The organism is Spartinivicinus ruber, assembly GCF_011009015.1.
Lineage (GTDB): Bacteria > Pseudomonadota > Gammaproteobacteria > Pseudomonadales > Zooshikellaceae > Spartinivicinus > Spartinivicinus ruber.
On record NZ_CP048878.1, the window covers coordinates 1,000,246 to 1,016,502 of the forward strand.

The 16,257-nt window shown below is 36.2% G+C and carries 16 protein-coding genes; 9 read left to right on the top strand and 7 right to left on the bottom strand.

Annotated features, from left to right (window positions below; genetic code table 11):
- The first annotated feature begins 1 nt into the window (after window position 1).
- The 4 genes from G4Y78_RS04570 to G4Y78_RS04585 all read left to right on the top strand — a co-directional run bounded on the left by G4Y78_RS04570 (window position 2) and on the right by G4Y78_RS04585 (window position 3,452).
- The gene (locus G4Y78_RS04570; protein ID WP_222937641.1) at window positions 2-541 is read left to right on the top strand and encodes a prolyl hydroxylase family protein; all 540 of its coding nucleotides are present in this window, start codon (window positions 2-4) and stop codon (window positions 539-541) included.
- Between the two features lie 251 nt (window positions 542-792).
- Window positions 793-1,773 (top strand): DUF2156 domain-containing protein, encoded by a 981-nt coding sequence (locus G4Y78_RS04575; RefSeq protein ID WP_163831909.1) that lies wholly within the window; start codon window positions 793-795, stop codon window positions 1,771-1,773.
- A 12-nt stretch (window positions 1,774-1,785) separates the two neighbouring features.
- On the top strand, window positions 1,786-2,250 hold the full coding sequence (locus tag G4Y78_RS04580) for a GNAT family N-acetyltransferase (protein WP_163831910.1): 465 nt from the start codon (window positions 1,786-1,788) through the stop codon (window positions 2,248-2,250).
- A 266-nt stretch (window positions 2,251-2,516) separates the two neighbouring features.
- The gene (locus tag G4Y78_RS04585) at window positions 2,517-3,452 is read left to right on the top strand and encodes an IS1595 family transposase (RefSeq protein WP_163830705.1); all 936 of its coding nucleotides are present in this window, start codon (window positions 2,517-2,519) and stop codon (window positions 3,450-3,452) included.
- 72 nt (window positions 3,453-3,524) lie between these two features.
- Here G4Y78_RS04585 and G4Y78_RS04590 read toward each other — a convergent pair whose 3' ends face one another.
- The gene (locus G4Y78_RS04590) at window positions 3,525-3,785 is read right to left on the bottom strand and encodes a hypothetical protein (protein ID WP_163831911.1); all 261 of its coding nucleotides are present in this window, start codon (window positions 3,783-3,785) and stop codon (window positions 3,525-3,527) included.
- A 193-nt stretch (window positions 3,786-3,978) separates the two neighbouring features.
- Here G4Y78_RS04590 and G4Y78_RS04595 point away from each other — a divergent pair, with 193 nt between their 5' ends.
- Both G4Y78_RS04595 and G4Y78_RS04600 read left to right on the top strand, forming a co-directional pair.
- Window positions 3,979-5,826: a sensor domain-containing phosphodiesterase gene (locus tag G4Y78_RS04595; protein ID WP_163831912.1), complete on the top strand. Its 1,848-nt coding sequence runs from the start codon at window positions 3,979-3,981 to the stop codon at window positions 5,824-5,826.
- Between the two features lie 187 nt (window positions 5,827-6,013).
- Window positions 6,014-6,766, top strand: coding sequence for a substrate-binding periplasmic protein (locus G4Y78_RS04600; protein WP_163831913.1), 753 nt, complete (start codon window positions 6,014-6,016; stop codon window positions 6,764-6,766).
- Between the two features lie 90 nt (window positions 6,767-6,856).
- Here G4Y78_RS04600 and G4Y78_RS04605 read toward each other — a convergent pair whose 3' ends face one another.
- Window positions 6,857-7,195, bottom strand: coding sequence for a pentapeptide repeat-containing protein (locus G4Y78_RS04605; protein ID WP_163831914.1), 339 nt, complete (start codon window positions 7,193-7,195; stop codon window positions 6,857-6,859).
- A gap of 293 nt (window positions 7,196-7,488) precedes the next feature.
- Here G4Y78_RS04605 and G4Y78_RS30950 point away from each other — a divergent pair, with 293 nt between their 5' ends.
- Window positions 7,489-7,641, top strand: a complete 153-nt coding sequence (locus G4Y78_RS30950) for an NF038104 family lipoprotein (protein ID WP_178124470.1) — start codon at window positions 7,489-7,491, stop codon at window positions 7,639-7,641.
- A 114-nt stretch (window positions 7,642-7,755) separates the two neighbouring features.
- On the opposite strand, the gene G4Y78_RS04615 is transcribed toward G4Y78_RS30950, so the two are convergent.
- The 3 genes from G4Y78_RS04615 to G4Y78_RS04625 all read right to left on the bottom strand — a co-directional run bounded on the left by G4Y78_RS04615 (window position 7,756) and on the right by G4Y78_RS04625 (window position 11,614).
- Complete coding sequence (locus G4Y78_RS04615; RefSeq protein ID WP_163831915.1) at window positions 7,756-9,099, bottom strand: VWA domain-containing protein; 1,344 nt, start codon at window positions 9,097-9,099, stop codon at window positions 7,756-7,758.
- A gap of 13 nt (window positions 9,100-9,112) precedes the next feature.
- Window positions 9,113-10,258 (bottom strand): IS4 family transposase, encoded by a 1,146-nt coding sequence (locus tag G4Y78_RS04620; RefSeq protein ID WP_163830996.1) that lies wholly within the window; start codon window positions 10,256-10,258, stop codon window positions 9,113-9,115.
- Between the two features lie 270 nt (window positions 10,259-10,528).
- Entirely contained in the window at window positions 10,529-11,614 is a 1,086-nt protein-coding gene (locus tag G4Y78_RS04625) for a YHYH protein (RefSeq protein WP_163831916.1), read from the bottom strand.
- Window positions 11,615-12,384: 770 nt separating this feature from the next.
- Here G4Y78_RS04625 and G4Y78_RS04630 point away from each other — a divergent pair.
- Together G4Y78_RS04630 and G4Y78_RS04635 are read left to right on the top strand one after the other, a co-directional pair.
- A complete protein-coding gene (locus G4Y78_RS04630) occupies window positions 12,385-12,795 on the top strand; it encodes a hypothetical protein (protein ID WP_163831917.1) in 411 nt (136 codons plus the stop codon).
- A 152-nt stretch (window positions 12,796-12,947) separates the two neighbouring features.
- A complete protein-coding gene (locus G4Y78_RS04635; RefSeq protein ID WP_163831918.1) occupies window positions 12,948-13,817 on the top strand; it encodes an HDOD domain-containing protein in 870 nt (289 codons plus the stop codon).
- 157 nt (window positions 13,818-13,974) lie between these two features.
- Here the strand turns inward: G4Y78_RS04635 and G4Y78_RS04640 are convergent, their stop codons facing one another.
- On the bottom strand, window positions 13,975-14,880 hold the full coding sequence (locus tag G4Y78_RS04640) for a substrate-binding domain-containing protein (RefSeq protein WP_163831919.1): 906 nt from the start codon (window positions 14,878-14,880) through the stop codon (window positions 13,975-13,977).
- Between the two features lie 306 nt (window positions 14,881-15,186).
- On the bottom strand, window positions 15,187-16,113 hold the full coding sequence (locus G4Y78_RS04645) for a LysR family transcriptional regulator (RefSeq protein ID WP_222937642.1): 927 nt from the start codon (window positions 16,111-16,113) through the stop codon (window positions 15,187-15,189).
- Window positions 16,114-16,257 lie beyond the last annotated feature (144 nt).

Here is a 16,257-nt window from a genome sequence, read left to right on the forward strand (position 1 = left end):
TATGCTTATTGAATATGTCAGTGATAGTGTATGGACTATCAATCACTTTATTTTAAATGATCAATGCACCAAACTAATTGAACAAGCCGAAAATATTGGCTTTGATGAAGCTACTGTGCGAACCCATAATGGTTATAAATCCATGCCGTTTGTTCGCAATAACGAAAGGGTTTTTCTTAATGATCCTGAGTTAGCTCAACAGTTTTGGCAAAAACTAGCGCAAGTTGAACTCCCTGTGTTGGATGGTTGTACTGCGCAATGTTTATCTCGCCAGTTTCGTTTTTACAAGTATACACCAGGGCAGCGTTTTAAAATGCACAAAGATGGTCGTTTAAAGGAGGATGGTTTAGAAAGCCGGCTGAGTTTTCTGATCTATTTGAATGATGGCTATCAAGGTGGTGATACCCTTTTTCGTGGTTTTAGTGTTAAGCCAGAAACAGGGAAGGCGTTGATGTTTGTCCACGAAACCTGGCATGAAGGGGAAAGGTTAACGGAAGGTACTAAGTATGTGTTACGGACAGACGTTATGTATCTTGTTTAGAAGTACCTATTGCTTCTTCATCCTTGCCTGTGCTATAGAGTTATCACTAAAAAAAGACGCATGGGGCTGAGCAAAGTCTACCCTTTAAAGTCTTAAAAATGTAATGGCTGCGACTATCAATAGTGGCCAGAAAGTTTCTAAACCAGAGTAGTTTGTAACTGTTATGTATGTGGTGTTGGTGTATAGCCCCTTATGCTGTTTGTTGGAAGGGGAGGTGATCTAATATTAACTATGAGAATGAACTTTAACATATGAGTTTTCTTCAAATTAATCAGTACGAGTTGCTACCTTTTGATTTGGCCGCAAAGCCAACGATGGATCGTTACCTGGCATCGTTAAATCTAGATACCAGTGATTATACTTTTGCTGCAAACTATTTATGGTTGAGTGGTGGTAGTGGGTTTTATTCGGTTATTGAGAACACCTTTTGTTTCTTCCTTCTTACCAATGGGGAGCTTTCGATGTTACTTCCCCCAATTGGAAAACAAGATGATGTCATTAAAGCGATTACCATATGCTTTAATCTAATGGAAGAAAATAACAGTGCCCAGATATACACAAAGATTGACTATGTTGACGAGTTTATTGCTTCAGTGTTTGTTAATGAGCTAGAAGAAGGAGCTGAACTATTCGATTTACTTGAAGATTATGTTATTGAGCGAACACTTGTAGACTATGTCTATGATTGTGTTGATTTGATTGAGTTAAAAGGTAATGCTTTCAGTGCAAAGCGTAATGAAATTAATAAGTTCAAGCGAATTAACCCTAGCTATGAAGTAGATATACTTGATACAAACAGGCACACCCCTGGGATTATGGAGCTACTGAATAAATGGATTTCTGATCGCATGAAATATTTGCCTGTTGAGCAAACGGAAGCATTTCTTGATGGCATTCATAGTGAGCGTATTGCTGTGAAACGCATGTTGAATGACTATGAAAAACTTAACTTAATTGGTCTGGTCATTATCATTGATGGAAAAGTAAAAGGGTTTACAGTAGGCGAAAAAATTAATGTTGATACTGCAAGTGTCATTATAGAAAAAACAGATTTTGATATTTTAGGGTGTGCTCAGTTTATTTTTAGGGAGTTTGCAAAAAAACTTGCTGCTGAATATGGAGTATCACACATCAATGTGGGTGATGACATGGGGTTTGAAAACCTTAAGAAGGTTAAAATGTCCTACCGCCCGAGTAAGTTGATACCAAAGTATACAATATACAAGCGTTGATTGGTATTACCAGTGGATTTCATTATTCAAAAAGCCGTGGCACAAGATCTACCTGCGCTTGTGCAGCTTGAAAATCGTGTATTTATTCCATCAGATGGTATGCTTACGCAACGCAGCTTTCGTTATCATATGAGAACGAATAATTTATTCCTTGTTGCTAAAGAAGATGATTCCTCAACAGAGGTAATGGGGTATATACTTGTATTTGTTCGTAGGCTATCTGTCCGTATTTACTCAATAGCCACTAACCCTGCTTATCAAAGGCGAGGAGTGGCTAGAGCTCTTCTTGAGCATGTGCTTAAAGAGACAATTGCTCTCAATATATACAATGTTAAACTGGAATTGAGAGAGACAAATAAAAGTGCACTTAAATTATATGAATCATTGGGGTTTAAACAAAAACTAGTACGTCGTAATTACTACGGTGACAACGAAAGTGCAATATTTATGCAGTGGTGTTATGGTAATCAACTGTAAGAGGTTTCAAAAAAACTTTATTAATAAATATAAAATTATAATTTTATGTTAGATTATGAAATTTATTCGAGCTGTTTTAAACCAATTATGACACCAGATAAGGATATGATATTAGCCATAATCTGGTGTTGATTGAGCCCATGGATGATTGATTCAAAAAGCTAACACATATCTATGTGTTAGCTTTTCCTAATTATCACTATACCTAAGCCATTAACTGCTGTATATTTGAACAGCATGGAAACTTAATTGAGAAGGTATAAATAATGGCTATCAACAAAGTTCAATTTCAAAAAGGCCTGAGTTTAAACGAGTTTCTCAAACAATATGGTACAGAAGAACAATGCTTTAATACCTTATACAAATTGCGATGGCCAGAAGGTTTTCAGTGCCCCAATTGTGGATACGACAAATGCTGTCAACTCACTACTAGAAAGCTTCAGCAGTGCTATAAATGTCACCAGCAAACATCTGTAACTGCAGGTACTATCTTTGAATCAACCAAATTACCATTAAAGACTTGGTTCCAAGGGATGTATTTGATCTCCCAAGACAAAAAAGGTATATCAGCCATAGAATTACATCGCCATTTAGGTATTTCCTATCAAGCTGCCTGGAGAATGAAACATAAGCTCATGAAAGTGATGCAAGAAAGAGAAGGCACCAAGCAATTGTCGGGTTTTATTGAAATTGATGATGCCTATCTTGGTGGTGAGCGTACAGGTTGCAAAAGAGGTAGGGGAGCAGATGGGAAAATACCTTTTGTAGCAGCCGTAGAAACAACAAAACAAGGTCAACCGACACGAATTAAACTGAGCATTTTAAAAGGGTTTAATAAAGAAGAGATAACGGCTTGGAGTAGGCAGAATTTGGCCAAGGGCAGTACCGTAATCTCCGATGGACTGGCCTGTTTTAATGGTGTCATAGAAGCAGGTTGTCTTCATGATAAAATTGTATGCGGTGGTGGTCGTGCATCAGTAGAGGAACCTGAATTTTATTGGGTTAACACCATCCTTGGAAACTTAAAAAGTGCTTTACGTAGTACTTATCATGCTATTCGCGCTAAATATGCACAACGTTATCTTGCTGAATTTCAGTATCGATTTAATCGAAGATTTAGCTTAGTAGAATTTATTCCTAGGCTAGCATTTGTAGCACTGAGAACACCTCCACTACCAGGTAAGCTACTAAATATAGCTTAGGTATGATGATAATTAGGTAGCTTTTTGAATATAGATATAGTTTATACTTTGTATTATAATCATGTCACTCGCTCAATGAAATCGTTCTATATCAGGGTTAATATTATTTTTTTTGCTTGCAATTTCTACCTGGTCAAATGCGTCTCTTCCGATAGCTGTTCTTTTAATATCTTCATAAGAGTTTGGATGTTGGTAAATTAGCATATCTTTCCCATCACTGATACCAATAGTTGCTGACATAATTTCATGGTATGAGTGATGACTTTTGGGTGACAATAAATTAGCAAGCATCACTAATCTGGCTTCATTTAAAGTAGGTAGTTTTTTTAGCACTATGCTTCAGTTAGTGGATTAAATATTATGGTTAAACTTTAGTTATTTAATATATATTAAAAATATAATCGTAATCTCTTTGTGTGATAAGTGAAATCGTTAGAGGCACTCTATAGTGAGTATGAAACTACACGAGGATATGATATATACTTGAAGGTAAAGTAGGGATAACTGATGTATTAAGCTATAAGTTATGGATAAATATACAGATATTGACTACAAGCCTGCTCCAATACCTTCCTTTGAGTTTGAGAGAATTAAAGATCTTAAACGGCTTGATATTCTTGATACAGAAGCTGAAGACCGCTTCGACTCCTTAACGTCATTAATTGCAGATATTTTTAATGTGCCGATTGCGCTAGTGTCGTTAGTTGATACTCATCGACAATGGTTTAAATCAGCCTGCGGGCTTAATGTATCACAAACACCAAGGGATATTTCATTTTGCGGACATGCTATTTTTGAGTCAGAAATACTTGTTGTAGAAAATGCAGTTGAAGATAAAAGGTTTTCAAAAAATCCTCTTGTTATTGATAAACCTTTTATTAGATTTTATGCGGGGGCTGTTTTACGTGGCCCGAGAAAACAGCCAGTGGGAACGTGTTGTATTATAGACTACAAAGCTAGAAGCTTTAGTGATAAGGATAGAAAACATTTACTTGTTTTTTCTCATTTAATTGAAAATGAATTGCACAAAACCTTTAAAATATTACAGTTGAAGAATGAATGTATTTCAAATGCCTACTTTAACTCAGTTACCCACCTACCAAGCCAAAAATTATTTCTTGATCGACTAGAGCATTCAATCGTTAATCATTCTGTCAATGATCATATAGTTATTTGTGTTGTTAATATTAGACGCTTTTCAAATTTAATTAATGCATGGGGTAAAGAATGGGGTGATCATGTTTTAGTTAATGTAGCTAAACGTCTTGGCTCTTCGCTGAATAGAAAATTTACTGTGGCACATTTAGATAGTGATAAGTTTGCAATCTTAGCTATTGAAGACTGTAGTAAAAACACTTGTGAGTTATTACCTGAAAAGATTCATTCATTATTTGAATACCCTTTGCGGATTAATGAAAAGCCACTACATTTAAAACTAAAAATAGGTGTTAGCCAATTTCCCAAAAATGGACGTACTGCTTATGAGTTATTAGAAAATGCAAGAATATGTGCTAAATCAGTCGGTGTTGGTGGAGATACAAATACGTTTTCTAATAATAAATCCAAAGAGCTATCTCGGCATTTTAATATAGAACAAGGGCTACAAAAAGCACTAAAGGATAGTCATCTTTACTTGGTTTATCAGCCGATAGTAGATATTGAAACTGAGCAATTAGTGGGTCTAGAAACTTTAATCCGCTGGAATGATCCAGCTGAAGGAGAGTTGTCTCCTGTAGAGTTTATTCCTGTAGCTGAAGAGACTGAGTTAATTATTCCAATTGGCAAGTGGTTATTAGAAACAGTATGTGAACAATTGAAACAATGGAGTAGTATTAAAAATATTAGTTCACCAATACTTGTTACTGTTAATCTATCAAGTGTACAGCTACTTGATGACAGTTCTTTACACTTTATAAAATCTATTTCTAAGGATAAAGAGATAAATAAATCAAGCTTACAATTTGAGATAACTGAAAGTAGTATATTTAGTAATTTTGAGCTAGCAATTGCTAATATAGAAAAAATGGTAGAATATGGCTTTAAATTTTTAATTGATGACTTTGGTACAGGTTATTCCTCTTTAAGTTATTTACAACGTTTACCTATTTACAAGATTAAATTAGATCGTAGTTTTATTCAATATATTGACAAAAATAGAACAGACTCTGTACTGGCTCGTAATATTATTGCCTTGAGTCATGACCTAGGTTTAGCCGTTGTTGCTGAAGGGGTTGAAAGCTCAAGTCAGCTAGCTATATTACGGGATTATGGTTGTGATCAGGTACAAGGATATCTATATAGTAAGCCATTAAAGGCTGATATAATAACAGATTTATTTAAAAAAGGATGTACTAACTTTAAATGCATAAATTAAAAAAAATATTATAGTTTTTAATTTATTGTTAAATTGCATGTAATTTTTTATTTTTTGATCAGTAAGGCTTATATGGTTTTTATAGAGTGAGTTTATTGGTTGATTTATATTGATTATTGTGGTTTTATATTGATGTAATATGTTAGCTGCGTGATAAATTAATAACTTGTTAGCGAGGAGCGGCTCTATGATGAAGAGGCTCTATTCAACTGTATTGGTATTGTTTTCATGTGTGCTTTTTAATATTGAAGCTAGTGAATTGTATTCAACCGTTAGATTTGGCTTTACAGCAAATGATTTTCCCCCTTATGTAATGCCAAGCCAGAAAAAGAATAAAGGTATAATGTTTGATATTTTAAAAGTGGTAATGAATGATTTAGGTTACAAAGTAGAAATCAAAACCCTTCCAAGAAAGCGTATACACCAATTTCTTGATAAGGGAAGACTTGATATAATTGCAACCGCTAAAGAGTGGATGGAAGATTCAAATGACTATCATTTTACTAATACGATAGTTTCAGTAAATGATGTGCTGTGGTATTTATCAGAAAATTTATTATTATATAATGAACCAAAAGATTTATTGGGTAAGAATATAGCAACTCATAGAGGATATAATTATCCTACTCTTGAACCCTATTTTGAAGAAAAAGCTATAGGTCGAATGGAAGTTGACTCTGACTTGAAAGTCTTGAAGATGATTCTAAATAAGCGAGTTGATAGTGGTATTGTAGCTGACAGAACCGGTGAATGGTTGGCTAAAAAATATCAGTTTAAAAATAAAATTAAATATTCTAGAAAGCATATAAGTAGTTATAATTACAGGTTTGCTTTTCATAAAAATTCAAAAATTTCTGCTCTCTTTGATGAGGTTGACAAAAAAATAAATGATCTTAAAAGTAGTCAACGTTATGAAAATATTTTGAATAAATACTTATAGTTCTTGATAATCAATAAGTATAACTTGTGGGTTATGTAACTTCTTCTTTCTTGAGTATTTAGAAAGGTAGTTTTATAGGAAAACTGTTGATTACTTATATCTCACTCTGGTACCCTTATCTACTGATAGACGTATTTCTTCTGGGGACACCTGTTTGGGAAAATAGACTCCAGAGATTTTTGCATCAGCAAAGCTAGCACCTTCTATATTTGCGTTTGAAAGGTCAACCCCACGTAGATCGGCTGCACGAAAGTAAGCGCCTGAAAAGTTGATTCCATCTGCATTCATTCCTCGTAAGTCCAGTCCTCTAAAGTGCCCTCCAGAAAAGTCGCATGTGTCACCTGAAGCTCTTTTTTTGTTGAATTCTTTAATTTTTTCGTCTTGCAGGAGGTCATACAAAGGGTGCTCGATAGCTTTCGGTTGGGCCATTATTTTTCCTTCTATATCTTTGTATATAACTTTGACCTTGTAGTGAGTGTAGATGATGTCATCCATAACAACAAGCTGGCTTGTTAGTTGGTGTTGTGTGAGGTTTTTTAGATATCATTAGTTATGTCATATAGCGGTGATAAATTATTAATAAGTATCTATACTTGCTAGTTGTGTAATAATTGCGGTAACTCACAAATAGCTTCAATCTTGTTGGGCTATTATACTACAGCGTTTATGTGCTACTTTGAGGCTGATGAATGGTAATCAATAAGAAGAGTCAGATATCTGTAATGCTACTAGCAAGCTGTTTAATAAGTGGCTGTGTGAGTACTATTATTGGGACCGCAGTTGATGCGACCATAGAAGTTGCCAAAGTACCTTTTAAAGTGGGTGGGGCTGTGATTGATGTAGTGAGTGATGATGACGAAGATGATGAAGATTAATCTCAGCCTTGGAGCGACCAAGGCATGTTGAGGAATAACTCAAAATGTTTAGTCAGAATGCCCAAAGTCTTTGATATACAATTCAGATTAAGAGGCTGTCATTAGCCTCTTAGGTCAACTAATGATACCAATTCTTTTTACTTCACGTAGCCAACCAGGAAATTCATTTAATAATCGATCATACAACTCTTGATCTTGAACTTTCTTGAAGTCATCAATAGGAAAAAAATCAGCATTATCTGTAGTGCGTCCGGAAAGGTCATCTAGTTTTTCCAGAACACCATAATTTGATCCACCTAGACCCACAAACTGCCAAAATATTGGAAAGTCTGAGGCTTGTTTGATGAGTTTTTCTATTTCTTTATCTTTATAAATACCGCCATCAGTAATAAAAATTATATAAGCAGGTAAATTTGAGTTTTGATAGCTTTTTATTATATCGCTGATAACAGGGGGTTCGTTATTGCCAAATCCTAAATCTTCAATAATTTCAGAAAAAATTGAAGAAAAAAAACCTTTTTTCTTCTTACTTTTTGTGGTGAGTATTTCTATATAATCATCTAAATTATCAAGTGATACATCGGCATATTTTTTAAATTTATCAGCAAAAGCCCATAACTCTAGCGCTTCATCATCGTCAAACTGAACCGCAAGTGTCGTGATTCTATCTAGTACAGCTTGTACGTTGCCACTTTTGAACTGGTTAGTCATTGAGCCTGAAGCATCTAAAATAAAAGCAACTTTAGCTTTGACATCCGTAAGTTGTTTTTTTTCTAAGCAAACTTTAATTGGTTTGGCTAGATTAATTAGCCTGGGAGCTTTTTCTTGTAATTTCTTTTCTAAGTCGATAGGTTTAGATGCGGTTGCCTGAGAAGTTTGGTTATTATGAGTAGGGCTTGTTGTGTCATCTGTTGTCTTTTCTGCAATATCCACTCCATAGCCTGTAGCTAAAGGTGCTAATCCTCCGTTATAACCTTGACCTAATGCTTTAAACTTCCAGTTATCTTGATGGCGATAGAGCTGCCCCATAATTAAGGCTTTTTCTTTCATACCTTGAGTACTGGGTTGGTAATGTGCAATTCCTTCTATATTTAAACTGATGTACTTTGCGGAACCAAAATCGTTGTTAGAATGGATAACAATAGCGAAAGCCACTTTGTGGATGTCTGGGGGAATGTTGGTAAGGTTAACAGCATAAGACTGTTTATTAATGTTTGATGAGAGTTTTACGCTATTATCTGTTGAATTAGGCTGATTATAAAAAATAAAGTCAGCATCTGATCTTACTTTGCCTTGTTCATTTAACAAAAATGCAGAGGTGTCAATGTTATCTTTATCGATTAATGGATGGTCCCATTCAATCGTTATATTGATATAGTCATTATTTAACTTGATATTTCCACCTGATTGAAGCTCTATCATTTCTAATCCACCTGTAATTTCTATATATGGATTCACTGCTGTCCCACATTTACAGCATCCTCATTTGCTTATGATCATCTGTATTATTCGGTGGTGAGGGTGTAAATAATGCTTTAAGCTCTCTACGCTCAAACAAAGTGAGTTGCATGAGTCGAGCTATTTGAGTGATCGATAGTGTTATTCCATGAGAAAATTTTAGATAAGCGACGAGCAAATAAGCACACATGGCTACCCATATCTGGGTTAACACGGCATTTTTAGAGGTACCGACAAACGATTTTATCTTTAGGTTTTGCTTTATCCACTTAAAAAATAGCTCTATTTTCCAGCGTTCTTTGTAAATAGCTGCAATGGTGCTGGCTGCGAGCTTACTATTATTAGTTAAAAAGTAATATTGGTTGCCAGTCTCTGGGCATTTAAAACCGATACGACGTAAATGACCTTTATAAACAGCCCCTTGTTGGCTAGTCAACTGAATGTGCTGATCAGAAGTGACTGTACTGCTATTGTCGGTAGGCTGGCGCTTTAGTACACGGTATTTGGCTTGCTTTTTTAGTCGGGTTACAAAGAAGATTCCTTGCTCATTTAAAGTATTAAACCAGCGATAATCAGTGTAGCCACGGTCTACAGCAAGAATACTCCCCTTGGGGAGATCAAGGCTGCGTGCTATCTGTATTTCATGACATTTCCCTTCAGTAATACTCATAAATGCAGGCAAGTAGCCATTATGATCAAACCCAACATGTAACTTGATAGCACCTTTACTTTTTCGAAAATCTGCCCAAGGAAACATGGATAAACACAAGTCGATCACTGATGCATCAAGAGAATACAATGGATTTTTAAAACGAAACTTATGCCCTGGCCGATGATGATGACATTTATTTAATAGCTTATAAAACAAGGCTTCATAAAGCGTAGCGGGTTGCTGTTCATTGACACGGGCCAAACTACTTCTGGTGATATTTCCAATACCATGGTGATAGCGTTTATGCTGCTGAATCGATAGGTGATCAATGATGTCACGCAAACTATTGCGACCTGAGAGTTGACCAAATAATAGCGCAACAAACTGCCCCCACCGAGTCATTTTACGTAGCCGTTGACCCGTATGATGCTGATTGGCTAGTGATTCAAACTCATGTCTAGAAAGCAACTGAAGTATTTGGTGCAAGATTGTGTTACGATGAGCCAAGGCTTAAATCCTCTGGTTTTGCAGTGTTTGGTTGCACTCTCATTGTAACAACTTATGGGGACTTAAGCCTTTTTTGTTTCAATCTTATGGGACAGCAGTGATATGGATTATAGGGTACCATAACTTTCCTACTACTGGCTTAGATGATATTGTCAGTATTAACTACGTGGGTGGGAAAAATTGTGTTGATGTAACACAAAACATTGGCTGAAATAGAAGCTATTTTATTGATGAGCATAATTATTTGTAGCCAGTATTCGTAAGTATGACTTACTTAGCAAAATCCTGTGATATGGCTCCTTTGTGGCAGCGAGGAATCACAGGCCAGTCTGCAGTTAAAAAGTAAGCATAAGTACCTTTTGGAAATTCTGGTGTGATGGTTATACGACCATTGCACTCATCTAGTACACCTGAACCTGTTTTGTATTCATAATCGGCTAGAAAAGTTCCGTCGTATATACCACCAGGGTTGTTTTTACCTGAAGGTCGGGAGCCTTCACGTAACTGATAACTGGGCTTCATTTCAATAATGTCTGATAGTGGGTTATTACCATCTTGATAACCATACATGGCATAAATGGGGAAACCATCTGCAGCCCAGCCGACTAACGGTGAGTGTTTATTTGTAGCTAACTTTATCTTACCCAATAATCCTGTTGGTAAACCATGGTAATGATAGGCGCCATTAGGCTGAACATGGGCATGACTGTCATCTATTCCTAAAGCAATAGCACCAGATAATGCTTCATACTGCCATTTTCCGCCCCGGTTACCTAAATACCATTCATCTGCACCAGGGTCGAAAGGGATTCCATTAGTACCAATACCGAAATAAAAACGCATGCTGAGAGGGGTTATTTGCCCAGTGAGTTTTGGTTTAGCAGAAACTTTTAGTGAGTAACTTTGCGCTCTGATTTTGTTTGGGTTGCCATTATTTGGGAAGTTACCAGTTAAATGATTGGGAATACCATTAGCCTGAATAATACGGTAACCGTTTACTACTTTAACTTCTACCAGGCTATTTGTTTGTGGTTTAGTGGTTAATGGGACTGTATCTAAACCAGTCGTTTGCTGGGTTGTGTGCCTATGTGTTGGTCTACCCTCTCGTGTTGTATGTCTATTTTGGTCACTTTGTCTTCTATTGGGTATGCATGCTAGTTGGGATTCTGCAGGAGGTTGGCGACAATTACCAGTTAGTCTACCATGAGGTGTTTGTACTTGACAGCTATTGCCTTGCCGTTTTTCTTTACAGGCATTAAATGCCTCTTGTGGTGGGCGAGGGCGCGCCAAAGCTCCGCTTCCCCATACTGTTGTTAAAAAACATAATAAAGTTGTAATACTTAATGCTTTTATCATTTAAAAATCCCATTTCTTTCCCAAACTAGCATAGCTTTTTTAGGGTAATATGCCAGTTTCAAAATAACTATTATTTTTAAGTTGAATATAGGATCTACATGTCAACTTGATATTATTAAGTAATTTTCAATTAACAATGTATACTTTACTTGATTTTTATAAAGCGTGAGTAAGTTAATAAAGTTTTTCCGTAATTTGATGGTTCTGTTTATCTTGATGATAAGCCTTTTTTTGCTACTCAATATATGGGAAGTGCTGTTCATGCACAAAATTTATCAGGTGAATTAAAAAAATATTATGATATCGCTTGAAATGATTGGCTATTTTAGTGAGGAAGATAATTCGTAAAGTATCCTTCAAAATTGCTTGAGATGATTTACCCTAATAAAGGCAATTTTATTGTTGTGGTTGATGAAGTATTTTCAAATAAAGCCTAGGGGGTAAAGTCTGCTATAAACCGCCATACAGATTTGGCTGCTTTTTCTATTAATGTACCTACATTTATACAGGGAGTTGGTTATTCTGATCATCGAAATTTTAAACACCATACAGCAGGTGATACCTATGAGCGATTAGATTATCTGAAAATGACTAAGGTTATATATGGGGTATTCAAATATATATAAGAGATAGGGGGGGCTAACAAGTAAAATTAGAACCGTTGTTCCATGTACTTACAACAATTTACATTTATATACACAACTACTGATTTATATAAGTTACTGTTTTCATAAACTAGCCTGGATTTTCTAATTTATAAGGAATAACTAATGAGTCTAATAAAAAAAAGCTATCTTGGGCTGGTGTTTGCTGCTGCTTGTTTAACTCACTCGGCAGTGTATGCCGCATGGGCGAATGTTTATTGTGCTAAGGAAGACGGTAGTGACTGGTATTGGTTGAAAGATGGTGATGATAATCAAGTCACTATTTCTGGCTCTTGGGGACGTTATCCATTGGTAAATTTTAGATATGCACAGTATTTCAGTGTGTATAAGTGGGAGTATAAAGAGGTTAATAATCAATGTAAGGATGGGTTTGTTGCTCAGCCTGCTACCAATGACAAAAGTGGTTGGTATATCTTTCAGGTATATAGCCCATATGGTGATACTTATTATGCACCTGGTAAATACGATGTCTATGATCTGACAGCCAGTGAGATATGCAATTACGGATTTTGTTAAACCTTTAATCCTGAAAGTAATTTAAACAATTTTTTTACTTCTTTCTGATCTTTTTAGTTAATTTAATGAGGCTGTAGGATGATGCTTTTTATTCTATTCTTTAACGAAATGCTAAGCCCTAAACCAAGGCACATCGTTAAAGGTATCTTACTATGGCCTCTGCTCTGGAGTATGCTCAAAAAGCAGGTGAATTGTTTACGCTGCCTGATATTGTTATACGTTTGCAGGATCTTATAGAGAGTGATAGTGCCTCTATGACTGATATCTCTGAAGTGGTCATGCTGGACCCAGCTCTGACAGCCAAAATATTAAAACTGGCGAATAGCCCGCTGTATAACTTTTCTTCACAAATTGATACCGTTAATCGCGCTATTTCGGTGATTGGTATGGCAGAACTGTTTAATTTAGCTTTGGCTACATCGGCTGTATCTGCTGTATCTGAAAATGTAAAAGGAATAGATATAGATCACTTCTGGCAAGTAGGAGTGCATTGTGGCCTGATAGGTAGAGAACTTGCTTCAAGCTGTAAAGTTAGAAAAAAAGAAAAGTTATTTGTTGCAGGGTTACTGCATGATATTGGTCAACTAGTGGCTTTAGATAACAATGCTGAACTGACTCAGCAAGTGTTGGCTGATACTTCAGGCACATCACCTTGGGAAAAACAACAGGAATTATTTGGGTTTAGCTGGGCTGAGTGTGGTGCCGAGTTATTGCAGTTATGGCACCTTCCTGAAGACTTGTGGAAACCTATTGCAGGACAGCATACTTTAAAACCAACTGATAGTGAGGAACAGAACTTATTTACTGCAATTATCCATATTGCCAGTAGAGCAGCTAATCAAAGTTTAAGTGCTGCTTTACCAGAAGAAAAACAGTTTGATTATACTGCTACTATTGCACCGGAAGCATGGAAAATTACGGGTCTTCAGGTAGACCAGTTAGAAGAGGCGGTAGGCTTTGCTCAGATGGAAGCAATTAATGTTATTAGTATCATTTGTCCATCAAGCGCAACAGTGTATTGATATACTCTTCCCCAATTATTTATAAATACATAACATAAATTATGGGGGTAAGTCTGATACAGCAAGATTTGCAGTAGTTGGTTATCCCCTAAAATCTATTCGCTTGGGTTATACACACCTGTCTTGAGTGGATTGGGTTGAAAGAAAGATAAAAAATTTAATCTTTAGCAATGTAGCCAAGAGAAGTAACATGGTTTTTTCCTTCAGGAGATGACATATATTTAAGGTATTCTGCCACTTGAGGATTAGTTTTATTCTTGTCAACCACTAATAATAAGGGCCGTTTGATTTTATATTGCCCAGTAGATACTGATGCTATTGATGGCTCAACACCATCAATTTTGAGAATTTTAATTTGGCTATAGAGAGAATCTTTTTTCAGGTTTTCTATCGCGCCAAGTGATTCATAACCTAGTGAATTTGTTATTCTTGCTACTAAAGTCATAGCTTGTTTTGCTGTATCCACTTGAGATGAACCTATCCGACTAAATTCGCTTCCATCTTTGGATTTAAAATACATTTTACGACCAGTTACCTTGGGCTTACTTAAATCAAATAAGTCAATAAAGGCACTTAGGGAACCATGCCCTTCTTTTTTTGAGATAAGACTAATTTTCTGGCTTCTTAATGAATCATAATTAAGGCTTTTATCTACCTCGGGCCAGTTACTGTATTTACAAGAGTAAATTTCTGTAACTTGTTGCTTAGTTAGATTAGTTGTTGGGTTTTTACTACTTACAAGGAGAACAATGGCGTCTTCAGCCAGGGTAATTTCTTTCAGTTGTGGCCATTCTTTTTTTTCTGATTGTTTGAGTGGGCGAGAAGCCATGCCGATATCTGCCTCACCTTTGGCTACTGCAGCAATACCTGCACTTGACCCTTTTGGTCTGATAATCAGCCCAATGTTTGAGTGGCTTTTAAATGATGCTTCGCTGGCCTTTACAATAGGGGTGACAGTTGTTGAGCCTACAATCGTCAGTACTTCTTTTGCATAACAAAAGGGAGAAGTAAGCATTAATACGATGAGTAAAAGCTGAATAAGTTTTGGCTGTGTATACATCATGGTAAAACTGCATAAAGTAAAAGGTGTATAAAATTAGTGTAACTGAAGTTTTATAATTTGTACGAATTATGGATAAAAAGGAGTAGATTGGAAAACGAACGACACACCAAGTATCTTGGGGTGTTCTAATGGAGGCTATTTAGTAATTAAAAAAGAATTTGTTAGATAAATTGCAAATAATTATAAATTATCAGTCATTTTTTGTATAAATTCATAACACGAGTTTACTGCTCACCTTATAATATCAGGTGAGCATAATGCTAAGTCACTATAAACTGAAGGTAGACATAATTTTTTGACTGTGACTCATGCTACAAGACTTCTAACAAACTCCGGTGTTTCAAAGGTGACATCCCTAATTAAGTTACGGAACCAAATATGGTCTGGGTCCTTATCCATTCTAGGGTGCCACATTAAGCCGTAATCCAATAGGGTTTTAACGGGGCAATTAATCATGCATAGGTTAGGATTATCACTAACCAGTCTGCAAAGAGGGGTAGGCAAAGTTAGCACTAAATCGCTTTGTTCTACTACTTCTGTAACAGACACAACTAAAGGCATTTCTAGTACGATGTTGCGATGCAAACCTCTCTCTGCTAAGGCTTTATCAATAATTCGCCAATAATTGGCATTGCCTGTATTGGCTATGTGTTTATAGCTGAGGTAGTCCTCTAATTGAATTTGCCCTTCAGCAGCGGGGTGTTTTTTTCTAACAATACAGCTTAAGTCGGTGGTTCCCAGCTTTTCGCAAATTAAACCACTGGTTTCTTCTTCAAATACACATAAGGCTAGGTCTACTTTGCCTTGAACTAAACTTTCAGGGTTATATTCGTGCCAAGGGCTAAGTGAAATTAATGCATCAGGTGCTTCTTCAATAAAGCGTGGCATTAATTTAGGGAATACATAGCGTACACTTACATCGCTAGCGGCAAGAGTAAAACGCTGCTTAGCAAGAGAGCTACCACGTAAACCTGCCGAAAATACGTCTTGGGCATTCTGGACGATAAAGGCAACTTTATCTCTTATTGCAATAGAAAGTGGCGTTAATTTAAGTGTGTTGTCTTCTCGGTAAAGTAAGTGATCATGCATTATACGACGTAGCTGTGACAATGATTTACTCACATTAGACTGCGTCATATTTAACCGTTGAGCGGCACGTGTTACGTTGCGCTCTTCATATAAGGCGTGTAGGCAAACCAATAAATTGAGATTAATTTCATGCAGTGGCTTCATGCTAAACATTACCAAACCTGATAGTGAAGAGGCGATAGTTGGCTGGCTTGAGCAGTTTTAAAATTCAAAAACTGTTCATCCTAACTTACATTGATACACCCTATGCTTTGATTGCATAGCCTTATGTTTTGGGTAAATGTTTAG